Here is a 21,485-nt window from a genome sequence, read left to right as displayed (position 1 = left end):
GCGGCCCCTGCGGGGCACACAAGGCGTCCACGGTCGTCAAGGAGCTGATGGACCGGAGCGGGCTGGACCGGCCGCCGTCGCGACGTGCAGTTCGAGTAGCGCTTGTTGCTCGTCCGGAATGCGCTGAGCGTGACAGGCGGATGCGCAATGCTGGCACTGGCCACCGCGCGGACGCCACGCAATCGGAGGGTCGGTGGCCGACCAAGTCGTTCCCTGGACTGTGAATGGGCAGACACCGAGACGGTCGTCGAGGCGGACCCTGCACATCCGGGCGGCTGCGAATATCGACTCCTTTAGGGGTCCTTGCATAATGATCTTGGTCTGGCATGGTGGTGGCTGGAGTTGATCACGTTTCGATCGTTGGGAGCGTGGGATGGCTCGCCCGAGGCCGTGGGAGGTCAGCGACGAGTTGTGGGCGTTGATCGAGCCGTTGCTGCCCCGGCACGAGCGTCGGTTTCGGTATCCGGGTCGGCGTCGGATCGACGATCGCAAGACTCTGCAGGGCATCTTGTTCGTGCTCTACACCGGCATCCAGTGGGAGTTTCTGCCGCAGGAGTTGGGATTCGGCTCGGGGTCGACGTGCTGGCGGCGGTTGGCCGAGTGGCAGCAGGCCGGAGTATGGGAGCAGTTGCAGCGGGTGCTGCTGGATCGCCTGCGAGCGGCCGATCAGTTGGACTTCTCCCGAGCGGTCGTGGATTCCTCCCAGATCCAGGCCAAACGGGGACGTGGTTGCCCAAAAGTCGGTGGTCGGGTCGCCCTATCGCATCGTCGTCACGACCAGGCCGATCGAGGGAGCGGCGCTCGCCCCGCTCCAACGGATCGGCTGTAGCCGCTACGAACTCCAGCCTTTCGATGACGAGGCGCTGCGCCGCTTCGCGGAGAACTGGTTCGTTGATGACGCCGCCCGGGCCGATAGGTTCGTGCAGCAGATCCGCGAAGCACATCTCGACGAGCTGGTCCAGGTGCCGTTGCTGGCGACGATCGCGGCGATCATCTTCCAGCAGCACCAGGACCGGCCGCTGCCCGGCAACCAGTACCAGCTCTACGAGGCGTACCTCGCTTTCCTGCTGCCAGCTCGTACGTCCGTGTCCGGGCCGTTCGAGGAACGCCGCACCGAGCTGTTGGAGCACCTCGGCCGCGTCCGGTTGGAGACCGACACCTCGCTAGTAGGGCTTTGTTGGGTTGTTGATCTTCTGTGTGATGATTTTGTTGTGACTCCGGAGGAGATGCAGGTCGTGCGGCCGCGTGTGGAGGCGTTCGCGGCGGAGATGCTGGCGGGGGTGCCGCGGCGGGATCAGCGGGCCAAGGGCGAGTTGTATCTGCGGGGGTTGCTGCTGGATGGTCAGCGCAAGTCGATGCAGCCGATGGCCGAGCGGCTTGGGGTGGATCATCAGGGTTTGCAGTAGTTCATTTCCTCGTCGACCTGGGACGATGCCGCGGTGCGACGGCGGTTGGCCGGCTGGGCTGAGGACTTCATCGAGCCTCGGGCGTGGGTGCTGGATGACACGGGGTTTGTCAAGGACGGCGCTGACTCGCCGGGGGTGGCCCGGCAGTATTCGGGCACGCTGGGCAAGACCGGCAACTGCCAGATCGGCGTGAGTTTGCACCTGGCCACGGATTGGGCTTCGGCGGCGGTGAACTGGCGCCTGTTTCTGCCGGTCAGCTGGGACGATCAGACCACCGACGATGCCGAGACCGCCGCGGCGATCCGCCGTCGCCGCGCCCGATGCAAGATCGGCGACGAAGTCCGGCACCGGGAGAAGTGGCGCCTGGCGCTGGATATGCTCGACGAGGCGAGGACGGACTCGGGCCTGTCTGATCGGCCGGTAGTGGCCGATAGTGGCTACGGGGATGCCACCGCCTTCCGCCTCGGGCTGGACCAGCGGGGCCTGAACTATGTCGTCGCGGTCAAGGCCAGCACCAGTGTCCAGCCGCACGACGTGGTGCCGGTGACACCGACATGGTCGGGCACTGGCCGCCCGCCACAGCCGGGCTATCCGAGCAAGCCGACCACCCTGCGCGAGCTCGCCTTGGCCGCCGGACGAGGAAGCCTGCATCAGGTGACCTGGCGTCACGGCAGCAAGAAAACCCCGCATAACCGCACCGGTGCGATGCGCTCGCGCTTCCTGGTGCTGCGGGTGCGCCCGGCCAACCGCCAGATCCCGCGGGCCACCGACGGCAGCCTGCCCGCGTGCTGGCTGCTGGCCGAATGGCCCCCGCGCGAGCCCGAGCCCACCGACTACTGGCTGTCCAACCTGCCCACCGACACGCCCCGGCGCGAACTGGTGCAACTCGCCAAACAGCGCTGGCGCGTCGAGCACGATTACCGCGAACTCAAAACCGGCCTCGGCCTCGATCACTTCGAAGGCCGCAGCCTGGCTGGCTGGTACCGCCACGTCACCCTGGTCAGCCTTGCCCAGGCGATCTGCACCCAGCTGCGCTACGACCCAAAAGCCCCTGCGCCGGCCTGACCCTGTATGCCGTCGTCCGCGAACTCCAGACCCTGCTGGCCGTCTGGACCGGCGCCTGCCACACCTGCCACCGCCCCTGGCAACCCAACCAAGACCGATTACCGACCTAACAAAGCCCTACTAGGGTCCGCCGCATGAGTGGTGAAGCGCACTTACTGGCGTATCGGAAGCCGTCGGTCCTCGACGCCGGCGGGCTGGGACTGCAGACGGCCGGCGGCACCGCGCTGGCCGGTCCGGCCGCGAACCCCGGTTCTTCACCGGATTCCTCACCGACGCCGCGCCCGCGGCGGCCGGGTTGCAGGCGGTGGTCAGGGTCGCCAGGTCTCGCTATCCCGAACTGACCGGCCGGGTCGCCTACCGCGATCCCGTGGTCACCTGCAACGGCGACCGGCTCCGCTTCGAGTCCTTCTCCCGCTGCTGCGGCGTGTACACGCGGCTGGACGTGCTCTCGGCGGGGCTGGACGGTGAAGTCCACGACCGTGGAACGACCAATGTGGACATCAACGAGCCGCTGCGCCGGATGCTGGCCCGGGTCGGCGGACGTGATCCGCTGCACCTCGCGGTCGGTCCCGACGACCTGACGGCGACCACGCTGGACGGTTCGGCGGTGGAGAAGAAGGTCGCACTCCCGCAGCGGTGGCTTCGCGGCTTCGCCGAGGTGCAGGTCATCACCTCGGGGTTCGAGCCGCGCGCGGAGCTGTCGGCGGCGGAGGCGGCCCGGCTGCTGCGGTCGCTGGGCACCGGCCGCGCCCGTTGGGCGGTGCCCAGCGGGAAGTCGTTGCGGTTGACCGGAAATCCGGTGCCCGGAGCGGTGAGCGTGGCCGGGGCGCACAGGCTGGAAGCGCTGAGGCCGTTGCTGCGGTTCACCCGCGCGCTGCGCGTGTACGGCCCGGCCGTCGGCCGCGGCGCGGCGCCGTCCGCGAGCGCGTGGGAGCTCGACCTGCCCGGCATGCGGCTGGTCGTGGCGCTGTCGCCGGAGGTCCGGCGCGGGTTCTCCGGCGAGGGCGCGGTGCTCGCCGCGCTGGCAGCCGACGAGGTCGAGGCCGATGCCGAGCTGATCGGGATGCTGCTGGCGTTCGAGCCCCGCGTGGAGGTCGACCTGCTCGCCGAGCGCTCCGGGCTCGCGCAGCACCGGGTCCGCGCTGCGCTCACCCGGCTCGGCACCGCGGGCCAGGTCGGCTACGACCTCGCCGAGGCCGCCTACTTCCACCGCGAGCTTCCGTACGACGCCGCTGCCGCGGTCGAGATGAATCCGCGTCTGCGGAACGCCAGGGCCCTGGTCGAAGCCGGTGCGGTGCGCATCGAAGGCGAAGTCGCGACGGTCCTGGTCGGCGACCACGCGCATCGCGTGCACGTGCCAGTGGTGGGTGGAGCACGGCGGCAGCCGGGGCAAGTGCAAGCACGTGCTCGCAGTTGACATCGCAAGGGGGAACGCATGACCGACTGGCCGAAGTTGCGGGAACTGATCGAGAGCGACGACGCCTTCGGCGTGAAGGAGGAGGTGTCGGATCTGCCGGCGGACCAGCGGCGCGCGCTGGTCAAGCCGCTGACCGAGTACGAGCGCGACCTGCGCCTGGAGGGCCGCGACTGGCTGATGCGCTCGGCGCTGGCGATCGCGGGCTCGGCGGTCCTGTCCGCGTCGGCGCTGGCTCCCTGGCTCTCCCGGGGATCGATTGGCGAGACGCCCGGGCGCACCGATTACGACTGGAGTGCGCACGGCCCGCCGCGGACGGTCGCCGACCACGTCCTCGACGTGCTGCGGGCGCGTGGCGTGCCGTGGTTGCCGGACTTGGCGGACAAGCTCGCGTCGCGACTGCGGCCACGGGGCGAACGCTGGGCGGCGACCGGGCACGAGATGGCGTGGTTGATCACCGAACTCGCCGGCCCCACCCTGCCGTTGACCGATGGCTACGTCTTCCACTTCGCATTGCGGTGGCGAGCCTGGGTCCTCGGCAGCGCGACGGGAATAGTCCAGGCAGTCCGCGACGATCGGCGTCTTGTCGAGCTGGTCCCACGACTGTTCGAAGTGGACACCGTGGCGCGCCTGATCACCACCCCGGGGTTCAGTGCCGACGGGGGCTGGCCGAAGGCGCTGCTCGCACTGGCGGAGGAGGGCGTCGTCGACCGCCTCGTGCTGCTCGACGGCTGCCTGGCCCGGCTCCAGCGCGGCGGCACGCGGGACCAGTGCCGTGGGCTGCTGGATCTGCACGACGGTCTCGCACCGGGACTCGACGAACTCGCCGCCCGCGCGGGCGATTACGCCGCGCTGGTCCCGGACTGCCATTCCAGGGTGGCGGCCACGGGGCAGCGCGAGCTCCGCAGGCTCGACGACGCCGGGCGGCTCGACCTGGACGTCCTGCTCGACGTCAGCCGTGCGGTGTTCGTCCGCAGCGAGAAGAAGCTCGGCCGCGCCCAGCTGTCCTGGCTGGACGAGGTGGTCCGGCGCGCGCCGGAGGCGCTGGCGGCGGTCGCCACGGCCTTCGGCCACGACGCCCGCGACGTGCAGGAGCGGGCGGTGAAGCTCGTGCTGAAGCACGGTGTCGACCCGGTGGTGCGCGACGAACTCGCGGACGCGGCCACCGCTCTCCCCGCTGATCTGCGGGAACGGCTGTCCGGCGTCCTCGGTGAGGTGGAGGCCGAACCGGAGCCGGAGCCCGTCCTGGCCGGTGTCGCGCGGGCACCGATGCCACCGCCGTTGGCGACTCCGGACGAGGTCGCCGCGGCCTACGCCAGGCTGCTGCCCGGCAGGTGGGAGCAGACGAGGCAGATCGACGTCGTCGAGGTCGAACGGGTCCTCGCCGGGCTGGTGTCCTTCTCCTTCGCTGATCGGGACGCGCTGCGGGCGGCGTTCGAACCGCTGGTGGCCAAGCAGCCCTGGCTCCGGCCGGAACAGCCGGACTGGAGCCGTCTGCGGCCCTGGTACAGCCCGACGGAGACCGGCGAGATCGTCACGACGATTCGCGGTGTGTTCGGCGATCCACAGGGCGACATCGACAGCGAGATCCCTGATCTGCCTGCTCACCAACATTGGCGAGCGCGACTGACCGAACCCATCAACAAGCTGTCGCTGTGGATGGAGCGGCTGCACGAGATCGCTCTCGGCGTCGTGTACGCCCCGCGCCCGTTCCTGATGGCCACCCCGACCGAGACATCCGGTCTCATCGACCCGCACGTGCTGGCCGACCGGCTGGAAGAGGCGGACCGGCAGGGGTTCGAGCCGTGGTCGGTCGACCTGCTGCAGGCGCGGCTGCGGCTGCCTCGCCACGTGGACCCGGCCGTGGTCGACCGCCTGGACGCGCTCGGCCCGCCGGGTGTGTGGGTGGCGAGATGGCTCGACGACGGCGGATCGGGCGATGCCCGGACGACGCGCGTGGAGGAGCAGGTGCCCGTGCGCAGGTACATGCCGCAGCCGAGCTACGAGCCGCGAACCCGGGTCGAGGTGGAGTTCTCGCGACCGGAGCAGGACATCGGCTCCGTCGTGCTGGGCGGCGAACACTGGCGCGGCTGCTGGCCGAGCGTCCTGCCCGCATACCGGGACGCGATCGCCGCGCATCTGGTTCCGGTGCTCGAAGGGGGAGCCAGGCGGATGGGCCCGTTGCTGCCGCTGTTGGCCGAAGCCCACGGTCCCTGCGGGGACGGGATGAGCACCGCGCTGGCCTTCGGGCTCGGAGCCGGCGAGCGGGACGACCGCGCCTACGTCGTCGACGCGCTGATCACGCTTGCCGGACGCGGCGAACTCGACGGCCCGGGCCTGGGCGCGGCGATCGCGCACCTGGTGTCCCACCAGGAGCTGGTGCTCTCCCGTGTGGTTGCCGGCGCTGGGCGATGCCGTTCACGCTGGCGCGGGCGCGCAGGTGGGCGAGATCGTGGCTGCCGCGCTGCCCGGGCTGCTGCCCGCCGACGGCGACAGCCCCAGGGCGGGCCTGGCCGACCTGCTCGCGCTCGGTGTCGGCACCTGCCCGCCGGGCGAGCCGGTCCCCGGCCTCGCCGAGGTGGCGGCGCGTCCGGGTTCCAGCCGGTTCGTCAAGGAGGCCCGCAGGCTGCACGGGCGCACGAAGGCACACGATGGAGGTGGCGAACCCCGGTGATCAGTTGCCAGGCGACGGCGAACCCGCGGCGTCGCCGCCTGCCCCGCCGTCGCCCGGCCCGGCCAAGAGGTGCGCAGCCTGGGTGCTTATGAGCCGAGTCGACCTCGGCGTAGGCCACCAACTGCGCTGCCACCGACGCCGCGACATGAACCCGGCGCGCAGACCCCTGTAGGGCGCCAAAACTCGGTGCACGTAACTGACCAGTGATTTCGTTGCCCCGGCGTCAAGCGGCGTGTACTTGGTGTCGCGGTCACGGGTGAGGAACCGGAACGATGCGGCGCGGTCGCCGAGGTCGGCCAGGAGGCTGCGGGCGGTTCGGGTGGTCCAAGCTCCGGCGGGGTGGGCGGGTGACTCCGAGGATGTGCACGGTGCGGGGACGAACCTCCAGGACGAACAGGACGTACAGCCGACGAAGGCTGATGGTGTCGACATGGAAGAAATCGATCGCAAAACAATGCGGACGTTGGGAAACATGACGACAATTTCCCATCGGCAAGCGATGTGCTGGGCAAGCCCGAGGGGCGATCGGGAACATCAACGGTCAGCGGGCAAGAATTGAGACATCCATCCTGTTGCAGGATGCGACATTTCATGGCCTGTGCGGGGGGAGTTGGCCCACTGTCGGCGCTGTGACCTGCGGTGGGCCACCTTCGGTGGTAGAACGAGCGCGTGACTTCGTCGGTGAAGGTGGCCCCGTTCGGCTTCCCTGTTGCGCGAAGCGAATTTTTATGTCCTCTTTGGCAGGCCGATAGCTTCGGATTCATGGAGTGGAGCTTTCAGACGGCCGAAGAGCTCGTTGCCGCGTTGCGCGCCGGTGCGGTGACATCGGTGGAACTGACCGACGAGGCGATCGCCCGCATCGAGCGCGACGACGAGGTGATCAACGCGATCTGCGTGCCGGACTTCGACCGTGCGCGGGCCGCCGCACACCGGGCCGATCAGGCACGCGCGCGTGGTGAGGACCGGCCGCTGCTCGGCATTCCGGTGACGGTCAAGGAGTCGTACAACATCGCCGGGCTGCCCACGACGTGGGGCATGCCGCCGCACCGGAACTACATGCCGGCCGAGGACGCGGTACAGGTGTCGCGGCTCAAGGCCGCGGGCGCGGTGGTGCTCGGCAAGACCAATGTGCCGTTGGGGCTGCAAGATGTACAGAGCTTCAACGAGATCTACGGCACCACCACCAACCCGTGGGATCACGATCGCACGCCGGGCGGATCCTCCGGCGGGTCGGCGGCGGCCCTGGCGTCCGGGTTCGGCGCGCTGTCCATCGGCTCCGACATCGCCGGCTCGCTGCGCACCCCCGCGCATTTCTGCGGCGTCTACGCGCACAAGCCGACGCTCGGACTGGCAGCCAACCGCGGTATGGTCCCCCCGTCCGAGCCGGCATTACCGGCCGACCTCGACCTCGCCGTCGTCGGTCCGATGGCGCGCACCGCCCGCGACCTCACGCTCCTGCTCGACGTCATGGCCGGACCGGACCCGCTGACGTTCGGCGTGGCGCACCGTTTGGCACTGCCGCCCGCCCGCCACGAGCGGCTCTGCGACTTCCGGGTGTTGGTCCTCGACGAGCATCCGCTCATCCCGACCGGGTCCGCCGTGCGGGCGGGCGTGAACCGGGTGGCCGCCGCGCTGGTCGACGGCGGCGCCCGCGTCGAACGGCACAGTCCGCTGCTGCCCGGTCTGACCGAAGGCGCGACGCTCTACATGCGGTTGCTGATTTCGGGCTCCGTTGCGCGTTTCCCCATCGAATCGCACGAGCAGCTGCGGACCCGCGCCGCCGGACTGAGCGCGGACGACCAGAGTCTTGACGCCGTGCGGCTGCGCGCCATGGTGTCCAGCCACCGCGACTGGATCGAGGCGAACAACCGCCGCGAGCTCCACCGCCACAGCTGGCGGCAGCTGTTCGCCGAGTTCGACGCCGTGGTGTGCCCGATCACGCCGACGCCCGCGTTCCCGCACGACCACAACCCCAATCCGCTGGAACGGCGCATCGACATCGACGGCGTCGAGTACCCGTACTTCGACCAGCTCGTCTGGGCCGGCCTGGCCACCATGCCCGGCCTGCCCGCCACCGCCATACCCGCGGGCCGGTCCCCCGAGGGCCTGCCGGTCGGAGTGCAGCTCATCGGTCCGATGTTCGAGGACCGCACCCCGCTGCGGCTGGCCGAACTGCTCGAGCAGAAGACCGGCGGCTTCCAGGCACCGAAGTAGGGCGTACCGGCCAGCCGGCGGGGATACGGCAGGGACAGGCGTTGTCGAGAACTCCCATCCTGGTTGGCCCAGGGTGGTGGGCTTCGAGGAGTCGGGGGTCAGAGAGCGGGCCAGGGGCGGGCGTCCCGCAGCAGTCCGAGCATCCCGGAGACGAGCCGCATCTGCTCGACCGTCCGGATGTCCGCCTCCAGCAGCCGCGGGCTGCACACCAGCACCGCCACCGACTGCGCTCGCGACAGCGCCACGTTCAACCGGTTGCGGGACAACAGGAAATCCAGTCCGCGGGGCAGGTCGATCGCTGACGAGGATGTCATCGTCGTCACCACCACCGGGGCTTCCTGGCCTTGGAACCGGTCCACCGTGCCGACGCGCACGTCGCCGAAACCGGCGCCGGCCAGTGCGTGCGTGACCGTCCGCGCCTGCAGGTTGTACGGCGCCACCACGAGGAAATCCGCGTCCGTCAGCGGACGGCCCTGCCACGTGCGCCCGTGCAGGTCCGCGATCACCGAGACGACCTGCTCCGCTTCCTCGATCGACCGCGTGGTGTTCCCGCGGTGCTCCACCGACGCGAGGTACAGCCCGGAGGCGAAGCCGTCGACCGAACGGTCCGCGGATGGGTGCGAGTGCAGCAAACCCGCGTACGACAACCGGGAAACCGGCGCGCACACCGCCGGATGCATGCGCCGTGTCTGGTCCAGGAAGTAGCCCAGCTCGGGCGGCATGATGTCCGCGCCGCCGATCAGGTGCCCCAACGCCGACGCCTCTGCACCCGCCGGGTGCGTGCCCTGCACGACCTGCGGCAGCTGCTGCGGATCGCCCAGCAGCACCACGTTCTTCGCGCACATCGACACGGCCAGCGCATCCGCGAGCGCGAACTGCCCGGCCTCGTCGATCACCAGTACGTCGAACGGTTCTTCGCGCACGGCGGCGTTCGCGAATGTCCACGCGGTGCCGCCGACGAGGTGCCCGTCGTTGTGCTCGTCGCGCCATTTGGCCAACGCGTTGTTCGTTTTCGGCTGTTCCCACGGCAGCGCGGGATCCGGCGCCCGACGCGGCCGTTTCGCGCACGCCGCCGACGGCGCGTTGCCGAGCGCGGCGGACAGCACGTTCTCCACGGCCTTGTGGCTGTTGGACGTCACACCGACCGTGCGCCCGGACCGCACGAGGTGCGCGATCAGCTTGCCCGCCAAGTACGTCTTGCCCGCCCCGGGCGGGCCCTGCACCGCGAGCACCGACCCGTCGAGCGCGTCGACCGCCTCGATCACGGTGGCCACCGAGTCCTCGCCGGGTGCGGGCAGCGCACCGCCGCGCAACCGGGGGATCCGGCGCAGCAGGTCCACGCCCGGATGCGCGGGCAGCTCCGGGAGCGATTCCCCGACCAGCCGGGCCAGGTCGGCCACGGCCTGGTCCTTCGGCGCGGGCCGCACCGGGCCGCCCGGCAGGACCGCGACCGGTCGCTCGTTCGACGTGCTGTCCGGTGCGCTGCTCTCCTCCAGCGTCAACTCGACCGCCGACGCCGCCACGACTTTCGCGTCCCGCGCGTCGGCGCCGTACCGCAGCCGCACGCTGTCCCCGACCGCGAACGGATGCGGCCGGTCCGGGTCGCAGGCCACTGTGAGCGTGCGCTTGGCCGTGCGCAGCCGTCCCGACGGCGGCACCCATTCCCCCGCGGACACCGACACCGGCACCGCACAGGTCGTGTCCACCTCCAGGTCGCCGACCGGTGCGGCGAGCTGCCGGAAGAACTCCCACCACGCCGGGTTCGTCTCGCGCCGGTGGTATCCGACAGAGGCGGCGAGCAGGGCGCGAGCGTGGTCGTCCGAGGTGAAGTCGGCGGGATCATCGGGCAGGCCGTCGAGCAGCGGGTCGACCAGCGCCGCCAACGCGGACGCGCGTTCGGCCCTGCGCAGCGCGGCCTCTTCCTCCTCCGTCTGCCGCAGGAGGGCGTCCACTTCGGACTCCGGTGCCGGGGTTGCGAGCTCGATGCCCGCTTCCTCGCGGACGCGGTGCAGGAACTCCAGCAGCCGCAACGTGGACACGCAGTCGTACTCGTTGTATTCGGCGATGCCGCGCAGCACCTCGTCGGCCTCTTCGACGTCGCCGGCCTTGGCGAGGGTCAGGTAGTCCTCGTAGGCCTCGATGCTCGACGCGGCCGTCTTCACGTCGCCGTCGCGGGCTTCCGGCATGTACAGCGGTTCGAGGTACTTGATCGAGTACGACCGCTGGCCGACGCGCAAAGCCTTGCGCACGACGGCGTACAGGTCGATCATCCGGCCGCTGCGCAGCAGTTCGTCAACCGCTTCCTCGCGGGTTCCGTGCACCGCGGCGAGCCGCTTGACGGCTGTGACCTCGTACGGCGCGTAGTGGAAGACGTGCGCGTCCGGATCGTCGGTCAGCCTGGCGGTGGCGAAGTCGATGAACTCCTCGAAAGCACGCTTCTCCTGCGCCCGCGTATGCGCCCAGAACGGTGTGAAGCGCGCGTCGGGCGTGACGGCGCCGAACAGGTACTCCAGCCCGGCGCCGGCGAGCGCATACGGGTCGCCTTCCATGTCGAAGAAGATGTCGCCCGGGCTCGGTGGTGGCAGCTCGGCCAGCGCCGACGGGTCGATGACCTCGTACGCCAATTCTCCGGTTTCGTCCTGCCGCACCTGGATCGCGGCCTGCGCGCGCAAGGTCGTGAACGTGCCCACCGACATGTCACGCGGCCGGTCCGCCGGCTCGGCGGTGGCGAGTGCGTCGATCGTGCCGAGCCCGGCCGTCACGAGCTTGCGCCGCTGTTCGCCACGCATGCCCGCGACCAGCGACAGATCCCGGTCCGCCTCACGTGCGGACGAGCAGTGGTCAGCGAAGCCGCAGCCGGTGCAGGCGGGGCGTTCGTCGGCCCACATGCGTTCCGGCAGCCGTGGCGGCCGGGTGACCAGCCGGTCGCGGAGGCGATCGAGCAGCGGCAGGAAATCGTCGACGCGCAGGCTGCGTGTGGTGCCGTCACCGAGCAGCAGGTGCATCTCCGGCCCGGCCGGCCAACCGGCACGGCGCAACGCGTCGGCGTACGCGGTGAGCTGCACGACCGCGGACGGCTTCGCGTGCCGCGCGAGCTTCGTGTCGTAGACCTCGTAGCGGCCCTGGTGGTCGCGGAGCAGGAAATCGGCGCGGCCGGAGAACTCGCCGTCGTGGAAAACAGCCTGGTAGACCACCGGCGCGCTCGCCCGCAGCGCTTCCTCGGTGGCCTTCGCGGCGGCGACCTGGTCGCGCTCGTCGACTTCGATCACGGTCTCGCGCTCGCCACGCAGCCGTTCGAGCGTGGCTGCCTCGTGCGCGCGGCCGTGCTTGACGGCCAGCCGGTCGGGCGCGGAGCTCGGGCGCGGCGCGCCGGGCAATCCCGCCGCCAACGCCTGCTTGAGGATGCTGCGGTGCTCGCATTCGAGCAGGTCGGCGAGGTCGGACGGGGTATGCATCGCCTGGCAGTCTGACATGCGCGCCCGTCCAGGTCGGCGCCGTGGGTGCCGACACGCCCTGGCTCGCGGCGCGCGATCACCGCTGCGGTGGCAACGGCGCCAGGTCCCGCATCCAGGCGACGTAGACCGACCGCTTCCGTGACGTAGCGGTGCAGGTTTTCGACGGTGAAAGATCCTCACCAAACTACGGGTCGCTGTTCGTGGGACCGTGGAGCACCGTCGCATGCTCTGACAAGGGAATCGCAGGTCAAAGCCTGTGAGGGTCCTTAGAGCGGCGGCCTGTCACACCCGTGGCCCGGCGCCTTTCCGTTGCCGGGCCACGGGTTCCTGCCGGTCAGTGCAGGGACTGCACCGCGTCCTTGTTGAACGCGACGAGGTCGGTCAGTCGGTCGTTGAGTACCTTGTCGGCCCATTGCGGGTCGGCGAGCAATGCGCGTCCGACGGCGACCAGGTCGAACTCGTCTTGTTCCAGGCGGTCGAGGAGCAGTTCGATGCTCTCCACCTTTGCGCCGGCGGCGCCGGTGAGGGAGGAGGGCTCGAAGACGCTGTCGAGGCCGACCGAGCCGACGGTGATGACCGGCTTGCCGGTGACCTTCTTCGTCCATCCGGCGATGTTGAGGTTCGATCCGGAGTCGGGGAACTCCGGCTGCCAGTAGCGGCGGCCGGAGGCGTGGAAGGCGTCGACTCCGGCGTCGGCCAGCGGGGTGAGCACGGTCTCCAGCTCACCGGGGTCCTCGGCGAGCCGGGCGTCGTAGTGGTCGGCCTTCCACTGGGAGAACCGCAGCACGACGGGGAAGTCGGGCGCGACCCGCTCGCGGATGGCGGCCACGATGTCGGCGGCGAACTTCGTCCGGGAGACCAGGTCGCCGCCGTAGGAGTCGGTGCGCCGGTTGGTGCGCTCCCACAGGAACTGGTCGATGAGGTAGCCGTGCGCGCCGTGCAGTTCCACGCCGTCGAAGCCGATCCGCTCGGCCTGCTGCGCGGCGTCGGCGAAAGCGCGGATGACGTCGTCGATGTCGGACAGCGTCATCGCCTCGCCCGCGGGGGTGCCGTCCAACGCGAGCCCGGACGGCCCTACGCTCGGGGCTTCGGGGAACGGCGGTGCTCCGGCCGGCCGCTGGATCCCCACGTGCCAGATCTGGGGCATGATCTTGCCGCCGTGCGCGTGCACCGCCTCCACGACCCGGCTCCACCCGGCGAGTTGCTGCTCGCCGTGGAAGCGGGGGACCTCGCCGCTGAAACCGGCGGACCGGTGGTCGACGAAGGTGCCCTCGGTGATGATCAGGCCGGTCCCCGCCGCGGCGCGGCGGGCGTAGTAGGCGGCCACGTCCTCGCCGGGAACGCCGCCGGGGGAGTGCTGGCGGGTCATCGGGGCCATGACGATCCGGTTCGCCAGCGTGGCCGAACCCAGCGTGAACGGGCGGGACAGTGCCTGAGCTGCGCGGGTGCTCACCGTGTCGATCTCCTGCCGTGCGTGTGCGTTTAAGTGTGCAAGTCAAACATACATTTCGTCCTCCGAAGTGTAACTGTGATGATTGCTAGTCTGGGACGGGAGCGGGCGTCGCGTAAGCTCGGTCCTGATCTGCGGGCGGAGGTGGAGACCATGTTGGACATCCGGTTCTCCCGCGCGCTGCAGGTGATGCTGTTCCTGGCGCTCGCCGCCGAAGACGGCTCCACCGCGTTGAGCTCGGCCCAGTTGGCGCGCGGTCTGCGCGCCAACCCGAGTCTGGTCCGCAAGCTCCTGGTCCCGCTGACGAACGAGGGGCTGGTCGTCTGCACCAAGGGCCGCGCGGGTGGGGCCCGGCTGGGGCGTCCGGCGGATCGGATCACGCTGGCGGAGATCTACCGCTGTGCGGTCGGCGACAAGCCCCTGTGGGCGTGCTCTCCGAAGGCGGAGCAGGTGTGCCTGGTCACCGCGCACGCGGCCGAGTACTTCGCCGCGCTCACCGCCGAGGCCGAGCAAGCGGTGCTCGCCTCACTCGGCGACCGCACCCTCGCCGAAAGTGTGGGCGAGCTGCGCAGCCTCGACGCGGAGCCCGATCAGTAGAACCCGTCGTCGTGCCGTCCGGCCTCGCCCGACGTCGTCGGGGCGGTTCAGGGATGCCGCACGGGAAGAAACTGGTGATCAGGTACGGCGATCGCGGTTCCGATGGGTGCGGCGATGCCTTGCCCGCGGTGCTGTTCGCCTGCAACCCGCACACGACTCGGCCCGCCAGGTGATTTCGTCGTCAAGTGGGCGCCGCCGAGCGTCAATCGAACGGATGTGCGAGCATATGGGCGTGGCTGAACTCCGAGCCGGATAGGGAGGTCGAGTTGGCGGTCAAGATCGTGCACACGACGCGGACGCAAGAGGTGCGGTTCGGTGATCGGGCAACGGCCGAGCACTACGCCGCCCAGTACGGCGGCCTCGATGCTTGGCGGGTCCTGCCGGTCCCCGGGGGACATCCAACCGGCGGGACCCGAACAGGCCACCGCGACTCACCCTTGGTCCGGCCGACCACGGTGAGATGGACACGCCCGTGAATTGCAGAAAGTCCGCTTTCGTCCGCCGCTTGAGTCGGCACGACTGGTGCTATGTCGTCGATGAACTGCCCACAGGCGTACTTAGCGAGCACTGCTGAGCTGAACGAGCTGACTCGGGCCGATCCGCAAGTTCTGTACGAGCTTGGGTGGCCTCGGCGAAGTCCGCATTGTCACGCGTGGACCTGACTGCACTGGTGATCGACCTCGAAGAATGAGCTTGAGCATGCCGTTGACCCTTGCTTGATCTGGGAGTCAAGGGGTCGTGGGTTCGAATCCCGCTGTCCCGACGGTCGAAAGTGTCTTCGCAGGTCGGAACCTGTGAGGACCCTTTTTTCGTAATCATGCGTGTCGCGGTTCAGGCGTGCCGCTGGCGACGGCGATGATCTGGGCGCCCGCAGTAAGGCTGCGTCGACATCGCTGGGCGTGTCTCCGATGAGGACGACCTGCGCTGCGGGAATCGGCGTGCCTGTTGCGCGTTTGCGGGCGATGGTGACGAGCACGGCTCGGTCGCGATGGTCGTCGCCGTAGGCGCCGATCGAGAGGTCGAGCGGCGATGATGTCCTCGCCCGGTGCGTGACCACGGCGTGCGACGGCCAACGGGCCTGACTCGTCGCCAGGCCACCGTCCTGATGCCTCATCCAGATGCGGGTCCCGCGGCCCAGCGGCGTCCGCGTGCCGAGAGGTCGCTGAGCATGGTGGCTACCTGGTCGGCTGTGTATTCCGTGTCGTGCTCGAGCCACCACGCGAGCGCCCCGATCAGCTCGCCCGCCCACGCGCGCGCGACGAATTCCACGGGGATGCGCGGGGTGTGGCCGGATTGTTCGGCGCGTGCCCGGAACAGCGCCTCGGCTTCGTCGCTGGTGCGTTCGTAGAACTCGCGCAACGGCCGGCCGTCGCCGGCGCCCTGGAGGATCACCCGGTAGACCGCCTTGTTCTTCTCGGCGTGCGTGAAGATGCTGCGCAGGGGATCGCCGGTGAAGCCGTCAGGATGCTGCGCCTCGTACTCCGCCATCCACGCAGCCCGATCGGCGGTGAGCGAACGCACGATGTCGACGAGGATGTCCTCCTTGGCTCGGTAGTGGGCGTAGAAGGTCGCCCTCGCCACGTCCGCGCGGTCGAGGAGGTCCTCGACGGTGAGTGAACCGAAGCTCTGTTCGGTGCACAGCTCGATGAGCGCCTCGCGGATCGCGCGGCGGGTGCGGCGCACTCGTCGGTCGCCGCCTCCGGACTGCGGTGGCATGGCCCGGCTCCTCTCCATCGGCTCCTCGGTTCGGCGGGTCGCGCTCTCATGATTCCCCACCCGGCGTGGGTGGCGGTGCGAAGGGCAGCGCGCCGAGACCGCGGTCGGCTCTGGTGTCAACCGGGGACGCGGCCCCGCGTCCGAAGACGCGATTCGTAGTCGTCGCCGTCGCCGCGGCGGCGACCCCGAGCAGTTGAGGCGCATTGACCATCGGCGTGACTCATCCTACGATCTCATACACTCAGTTCAAAAACATACAATCTGTTCGATTGTGGAGTGTGTCTGTGGCGATCGCTGATGAGGGCCCCCGGTCCACGGCTGCGCCGGCCGAACGCTCCATCGCCCAGGCGCAGGTACTGCTACCCGAACTCGTGGCGCTCCGACGGGCGAGCATGGGCGCGGAGGACTTCTCCTGCATCGCTCAGCGCGTGCCGGCAATGATGCTGATGCTGCCGGCGAGTCCACCCGACCTCGACGGGACTCCTGCGCCGAACCACTCCCCGCACGCGGTGTTCGACGACGCCGTCCTCAGCGACCAAGCCGCCGCGCTGGCGCTCCTCGCCGCTCGGACGCCGGCCGCACACGCGACCCGCTGACCTTCCCGATCCACCGGAGGAGAGCACACGTGAACCTCGCCCAGTTCCTGCGCCGCAACGCGGTGCACCAGCCCAACGCCGAGGCCGTCGTCTGCGAGCAGACCCGGCTGACCTACGCCCAGCTCGACCACGACTCCGACCGGCTCGCCGCCGCGCTCCAAGACCTCGGTCTGGTCGCAGGTGATCGGGTCGCCACGCTGTCCTGGAACTGCGCCGAACTCGTGGTGACCGAGTTCGCGCTCTACAAGGGCGGTTTGGTGCGGGTTCCGATCAACGCCCGGCTGAGCGAGGGCGAGGTCGCGCACTTGTTGCGCGAATCCGGTGCCCGCGTCCTCCTCGCCGGTCCCGAGCACATGCCGGCGGCGGTCGCCGCCGCTGCGGACAGCCCGGTCGAGCACGTGGTCGGGCTCCCGGGCGCCGAGGGCGCGCAGCACAGCTACGCCGACTTCCTGTCCCGAACCGACGCGCCGCCGGCCTGGGCGCAAGTGCGCCCGGAGGATCCCGCAGTGCTGCACTTCACCTCCGGCTCCACCGGAGCCCTCAAGGCGGCGGTCCAGACGCAGGGCAACCGGCTGGCCCTCATGCGCAAGTCGGCCTCCAGCCCCGAAGCCCGCGTCGGTACCGGCCAGCGACAACTGCTGGTCGGCCCGATCACGCACGCGTCGGGAATGCCGATCATCGGCACCGCGTTCGCCGGTGGCTGCCTCGTGGTGCTGCGCGGCTTCGAGCCCGAGCAGGTGCTGGACACCATCCAGCGGGAGCGCGTGACGCACGCCCTGCTCATCCCGACGATGATCAACTCCATCCTGCAGGCCTGTTCGCGCGACGACTTCGACCTGTGCAGCCTGGAACGCGTGGTGTACGGCGCCGCCCCGATGACGCCGACCCGCATTCGCGCGGCCTGGGACTTCTTCGGCCCGGTCCTGGCGCAGGCGTACGGGGCCGGCGAGACCACCTCGGCGGTCATGTTCCTCACCACCGAAGACCACCGGCGCGCCATCGAGGACGGCGAGCAGGAGCTGCTGTCCTCGTGCGGACGACCTTCCACCGAAGCCGAGGTCCTCGTCGTGGACGACGACTTCCGAGAGGTGCCGCCCGGCGAGGTGGGCGAGATCGTGGTCCGCGGCCCCGAGGTGGTACCCGGCTACTACGAAGCCCCGAAGCTGACCGCATGCAGCTTCCGCGACGGCTGGTTCTTCACCGGCGACCTGGCCACCCGCCGCGAGGACGGCTACGTGTTCATCGTCGACCGCAAGAAGGACATGATCATTTCCGGCGGATTCAACATCTACTGCGTGGAAGTGGAGGCGGTGCTGCACCGGCACCCCGACATCTGCGACGCAGCCGTCGTCGGCGTGCCCGACGACCAGTGGGGCGAGGCGGTCAAGGCCGTGGCGGTGCGGCGTCGGGGATCCGCTGTGGACGCTGAGTCGCTGATCGAGTTCTGCGGCGAGCGCCTGGCGCGCATGAAGCGTCCGCGATCGGTCGACTTCGTCGAAGCCTTGCCGATCAACCAGAACGGGAAGATCGACCGGAAGGCGATCCGCGAGACCTACTGGACCGGCGCCGAGCGCCGGGTCAACTGAGGAGGCCCGATGACCTTCACCCTCGAACCCGACTACCGCCACCTGCCCGAGCTGCAGGAGTGGATCGTCAAGCTGCGGGCCTACCTCGACGAGGAGCTGATCCCGTTCGAGCGCGAGCAGGCCATCACCGCCGAAACCCGCGTCGACCGGGCGACGCTGCGACAGGTGTGGCGGCGGAGCCGCGAGCTCGGCTTCTACGGCATCAACCTGCCACCAGAGCTGGGCGGCCACGGGCTGGCGCACCACGATCTGTGCGTGCTCAAGGAGGAAGCCGCAGCCCGCGGGTCGGCGCTGTTCCCCAACGTCTTGGGCGACATGGGCGGGCCGCTTCGGGTGGGCGTGGCGCTCAACGCCGCCACGCCAGAGCAGCTGGAGCGGTACTTCCTCCCAGTGGTCCGCGGTGAACGCGCCTGCTGCTTCTCCCTCACCGAACCCGGAGCCGGGTCCGACATCCGGCGGATGACCACGACCGCCCGACGCGACGGCGACGGCTACCGGCTGACCGGTCGCAAGGTCTTCAGCTCCGCGGCACCCTTCGCCGACTTCGCGATCGTGGTCGCCCGCCACCGCGACGAGGGCGAGACCTACAGCGCGTTCATCGTCGACTTCGACGCCGCGGGCTGCACCGCACTCGATGGCGAAACCCCGATGTCCGGCCAGCACATCGAGGGCGACGTCCTCCTGGAGGACTGCTTCGTGCCCGCCACCAACGTGCTCGGTCCCCTCGGCAAGGGGCTCCAGGTCGGCGTCGGCCGGATCAACATGAACCGACTGCTGCACTGCCCCACCATGATCGGCCTTGCCCGGCGCGCCCTCCAGCTGTCGCTGGACTACGCCCGATACCGCACCGTCTTCGGCGGCCCCATGATCGAGTTGCAGGCGATCCAGCACCACCTCGCGCAGATGTCCACCGACCTGCACGCCGCCCGTGCGATGGTGCTGGGAACAGCGGCCCAGGCCGACCGCGGTGAGCCGGTCGTGGTCGAGGCCAACATGTGCAAGCTGTTCACCGCCGAGGCTGCCTTCCGGGTGGCCGACCTCGCGGTGCAGATCCACGGCAAGACCGGCGTCACGCAGGGACATGAGGTGGAACAGATCTTCCGCGCCCTGCGCATGTTCCGGATCGTCACCGGCACCACCGAGATCCACAAGAACGCGATCGCCAAGGGGCTCGCGGCCGGAGCGGCGCGGTGAGCGCCGCCCGGCCGAAAGGGGCACCCGGGCACGGAACGCGCCTGTCGCGCGGCAAGAACCTCGCTCTGCTCACCGCATCGACGTCCATGGACAACGCGGAGAACAGCATCACCACGGTGATGTTCCCGCTCATGCGTGACGCCTTCGGGCTGTCGGCGGCAGCACTGGGCACGATCACGGCGGTCGCCAAGGTCGCAGGCGCCGCCACAAGCGTCCCCTGGGCGATGCTGGGCCGGCGGTACTCGCGGCGGTCCGTGCTGGCGATCTGCTCCGGGTTCTGGGGCGTCTGGATCATCGCCGCGGGCACGTCCACGAACTTCACCGCGTTCCTCGTGCTCTACAGCATCGGAGCCGCCGGATTCGCCGGCTCCGGTGCCATCGCCCTCGAGATCCTCGGCGACGTCTACGCCGACCACCACCGGGGCCGCGCCACCGGAATCCTCTACGCCGGGGTCGCCGTCATCACCGGCGCCAGCGCTCCGGTGTTCGGATCGCTGGCGCACTTCGACAACGGCTGGCGCTACGGCTACCTCCTCTCCGGCACGGTCTGCCTGATGGTCGGAGTCTTGGTCCTGGTCTTCCTCGACGATCCCCGGCACCAACCCGCCCGTCACGCACCGCGTCGCGGTGATCTCGCGGCCGAGGTCCGGAAAGCGGGCGACGGCCTGCGCGAACTGCTCCGCATCCGGAGCTTCCGCTACCTGCTCGCCCAGCGCCTCTTCTCAGGTCAGAACGTGATGATGACCTTCGGCATCGTGTTCCTGGTCGAGGAGCGCGGGTTCTCGACCTCGACCGCCGCGGTCGCCGCGGTGCCGTTCTCCCTCGGGTATGTCGTCGGCACCCTCCTCGGCGGGCGAGTCCTGGACCGCCTCCACCTGGCACTGCCCCGAAGTGGCCGCGTCGTGATGCTCCAGGTCAGCCAGCTCGGCTTCGCCGCCATCGCCTTCGTCACGCTGCAGATCACGGCGGAGAACATCGCCTCGTACGCAGCGCTGTTCGCGATGCTCGGGTTGCTCCAGGGCCAGGTTCCCGTCGTGAACCGCCCACTGGTGATGGCGGTCGTCCCCCCGCACCTGCGCGCCATGGCGTTCGCCGTCTCGGTCTACCTGGTCGAGTCCCTCGCCTACGGCGGGTACGCACTGCTCACCGGATACCTCGGCGACCAGATCGGACTGCGATCCTCGCTGGTTCTCATCACCGCCGGACTCACCGCGGCGAACGGCCTCGCCTCTGCCGCCTTGTACCGCCCTTATGCCCGTGACAGCGCCGAAAAGCCGCACCGGGAAATCACCATCCACGCAGGCTGAAGCTACCGTGATGTTGCCTTGTCCGACGGGCATGGGCGAAAGGCACCACCTGCGCGGAGTTTCTCCGCCGCGCCGCCGACTGGTTCGCCCGTCAGGGCATCATCCACATTGAGCGAGTTCTCGGCCAAGTACACCTATAACGTGCGCCGCGCTGGCCGCGGCTGTTCCGTCTCCCCAGGGGGCCCGGGGAGACGCGTACCAGGCGAGCGTGTCGGCTGGGACCTGGCCTGCCGACGTGCCCGCGTGATGTCCATGCCGCGCGAACCCGCAACGAGGACCGGGATCTCGTGCGGTCGGCTCGCGCTGGACATCGAGCAACCGAAACTGCCCCTGGATCTGTACCTTGTCGCTGGTCAGCCGGTTGTTCGTTGGCAGGACAGGCACAGTGTTGTCTTGGGGATGGCGGTGAGCAGTTGCAGCGGTATGTCGGACCCGCACGCACGGCAGAGGCCGTACATGCCGTCACGCATCCTCGCCAATGCCACCTCGATGTCTGCCAGCGCGCGCCGGGCGCCGCGCATCATCAAGGCATTCACCTCGCGAATTGCTGCTCCGGCTTCTTGGTGAGCGTGCCGTGCAGTGGTTCCGGTACGACTTCGGGCTTCGAGCTCGGTGAGCTGTTCGCGGCGGAAAGCGAGCTGCTGCTCCAGAGCGCTTCTCAGGGCAGGCAGGTGCGCCGCGAGACTGCCGATGTACTCCCGCTGTCGCGAGAAGTCCTCGTGATGGCGGCGTGGTTCCGGCACTCCGGTTCTCCGGCTTGCGATGAGCTGACCCATCCGTGTTGTCCCCTCCAACATGACCAACGCGGGCA

The 21,485-nt window shown here is 69.7% G+C and carries 12 protein-coding genes and 2 pseudogenes; 10 read left to right on the top strand and 4 right to left on the bottom strand.

Features of this window, described 5'->3' with window-relative positions:
* Positions 1–373: 373 nt before the first annotated feature.
* From SACE_RS36830 to SACE_RS24345, 5 genes and pseudogenes are all read left to right on the top strand, one after another.
* Positions 374–715 (top strand): annotated as a pseudogene (locus SACE_RS36830) (transposase); the annotation flags it as partial.
* A 496-nt stretch (positions 716–1,211) separates the two neighbouring features.
* Positions 1,212–2,471 (top strand): annotated as a pseudogene (locus SACE_RS24360) (IS701 family transposase).
* Positions 2,472–3,760: 1,289 nt separating this feature from the next.
* Positions 3,761–3,910 (top strand): SWIM zinc finger family protein, encoded by a 150-nt coding sequence (locus tag SACE_RS40280; RefSeq protein ID WP_197537710.1) that lies wholly within the window; start codon positions 3,761–3,763, stop codon positions 3,908–3,910.
* Entirely contained in the window at positions 3,907–6,651 is a 2,745-nt protein-coding gene (locus SACE_RS24350) for a DUF6493 family protein (protein WP_009948917.1), read from the top strand. Before SACE_RS40280 ends, SACE_RS24350 begins: the two co-directional genes overlap by 4 nt.
* 670 nt (positions 6,652–7,321) lie before the next feature.
* A complete protein-coding gene (locus SACE_RS24345; protein ID WP_011874565.1) occupies positions 7,322–8,773 on the top strand; it encodes an amidase in 1,452 nt (483 codons plus the stop codon).
* Between the two features lie 98 nt (positions 8,774–8,871).
* Here the strand turns inward: SACE_RS24345 and SACE_RS24340 are convergent, their stop codons facing one another.
* Complete coding sequence (locus SACE_RS24340; RefSeq protein ID WP_009948919.1) at positions 8,872–12,228, bottom strand: TM0106 family RecB-like putative nuclease; 3,357 nt, start codon at positions 12,226–12,228, stop codon at positions 8,872–8,874.
* A 334-nt stretch (positions 12,229–12,562) separates the two neighbouring features.
* Entirely contained in the window at positions 12,563–13,681 is a 1,119-nt protein-coding gene (locus SACE_RS24335) for an NADH:flavin oxidoreductase (RefSeq protein WP_009948920.1), read from the bottom strand.
* A 150-nt stretch (positions 13,682–13,831) separates the two neighbouring features.
* Here SACE_RS24335 and SACE_RS24330 point away from each other — a divergent pair, with 150 nt between their 5' ends.
* A complete protein-coding gene (locus SACE_RS24330) occupies positions 13,832–14,275 on the top strand; it encodes an RrF2 family transcriptional regulator (RefSeq protein WP_031334239.1) in 444 nt (147 codons plus the stop codon).
* A 1,110-nt stretch (positions 14,276–15,385) separates the two neighbouring features.
* Here SACE_RS24330 and SACE_RS24325 read toward each other — a convergent pair.
* Positions 15,386–15,958 (bottom strand): TetR/AcrR family transcriptional regulator, encoded by a 573-nt coding sequence (locus SACE_RS24325; RefSeq protein ID WP_231849757.1) that lies wholly within the window; start codon positions 15,956–15,958, stop codon positions 15,386–15,388.
* A gap of 317 nt (positions 15,959–16,275) precedes the next feature.
* Between SACE_RS24325 and SACE_RS24320 the strand changes: the two genes are divergently transcribed.
* The 4 genes from SACE_RS24320 to SACE_RS36820 are packed head-to-tail and all read left to right on the top strand — an operon-like array spanning position 16,276 to position 20,674.
* Positions 16,276–16,587 (top strand): hypothetical protein, encoded by a 312-nt coding sequence (locus SACE_RS24320; protein ID WP_009948924.1) that lies wholly within the window; start codon positions 16,276–16,278, stop codon positions 16,585–16,587.
* Positions 16,588–16,616: 29 nt separating this feature from the next.
* Positions 16,617–18,173: an acyl-CoA synthetase gene (locus tag SACE_RS24315; RefSeq protein ID WP_009948925.1), complete on the top strand. Its 1,557-nt coding sequence runs from the start codon at positions 16,617–16,619 to the stop codon at positions 18,171–18,173.
* A 9-nt stretch (positions 18,174–18,182) separates the two neighbouring features.
* Positions 18,183–19,367 carry an acyl-CoA dehydrogenase family protein gene (locus tag SACE_RS24310; RefSeq protein ID WP_009948927.1) on the top strand — a complete coding sequence of 395 codons (1,185 nt, stop codon included), beginning with the start codon at positions 18,183–18,185 and terminating at the stop codon, positions 19,365–19,367.
* A complete protein-coding gene (locus SACE_RS36820; RefSeq protein WP_021341446.1) occupies positions 19,364–20,674 on the top strand; it encodes an MFS transporter in 1,311 nt (436 codons plus the stop codon). The genes SACE_RS24310 and SACE_RS36820 overlap by 4 nt, the downstream gene beginning before the upstream one ends.
* Before the next feature lie 353 nt (positions 20,675–21,027).
* Here SACE_RS36820 and SACE_RS39470 read toward each other — a convergent pair whose 3' ends face one another.
* Positions 21,028–21,450 carry a TraR/DksA family transcriptional regulator gene (locus SACE_RS39470; protein WP_231849756.1) on the bottom strand — a complete coding sequence of 141 codons (423 nt, stop codon included), beginning with the start codon at positions 21,448–21,450 and terminating at the stop codon, positions 21,028–21,030.
* Positions 21,451–21,485 lie beyond the last annotated feature (35 nt).

This window comes from Saccharopolyspora erythraea NRRL 2338 (assembly GCF_000062885.1).
Taxonomy (GTDB): Bacteria; Actinomycetota; Actinomycetes; order Mycobacteriales; family Pseudonocardiaceae; genus Saccharopolyspora_D; species Saccharopolyspora_D erythraea.
This window is presented reverse-complemented; position numbering and strand designations above follow the sequence as displayed.

What these genes read in the sequence shown, in the direction of transcription:
- SACE_RS24345 (WP_011874565.1), top strand. Translation starts at nt 7,322, where the DNA reads ATGGAGTGGAGCTTTCAGACGGCCGAAGAGCTCGTTGCCGCGTTGCGC.
- SACE_RS24310 (WP_009948927.1), top strand. Translation starts at nt 18,183, where the DNA reads ATGACCTTCACCCTCGAACCCGACTACCGCCACCTGCCCGAGCTGCAG.
- SACE_RS24330 (WP_031334239.1), top strand. Translation starts at nt 13,832, where the DNA reads ATGTTGGACATCCGGTTCTCCCGCGCGCTGCAGGTGATGCTGTTCCTG.
- SACE_RS39470 (WP_231849756.1), bottom strand. Translation starts at nt 21,450, where the DNA reads ATGGGTCAGCTCATCGCAAGCCGGAGAACCGGAGTGCCGGAACCACGC.
- SACE_RS24340 (WP_009948919.1), bottom strand. Translation starts at nt 12,228, where the DNA reads ATGCATACCCCGTCCGACCTCGCCGACCTGCTCGAATGCGAGCACCGC.
- SACE_RS24350 (WP_009948917.1), top strand. Translation starts at nt 3,907, where the DNA reads ATGACCGACTGGCCGAAGTTGCGGGAACTGATCGAGAGCGACGACGCC.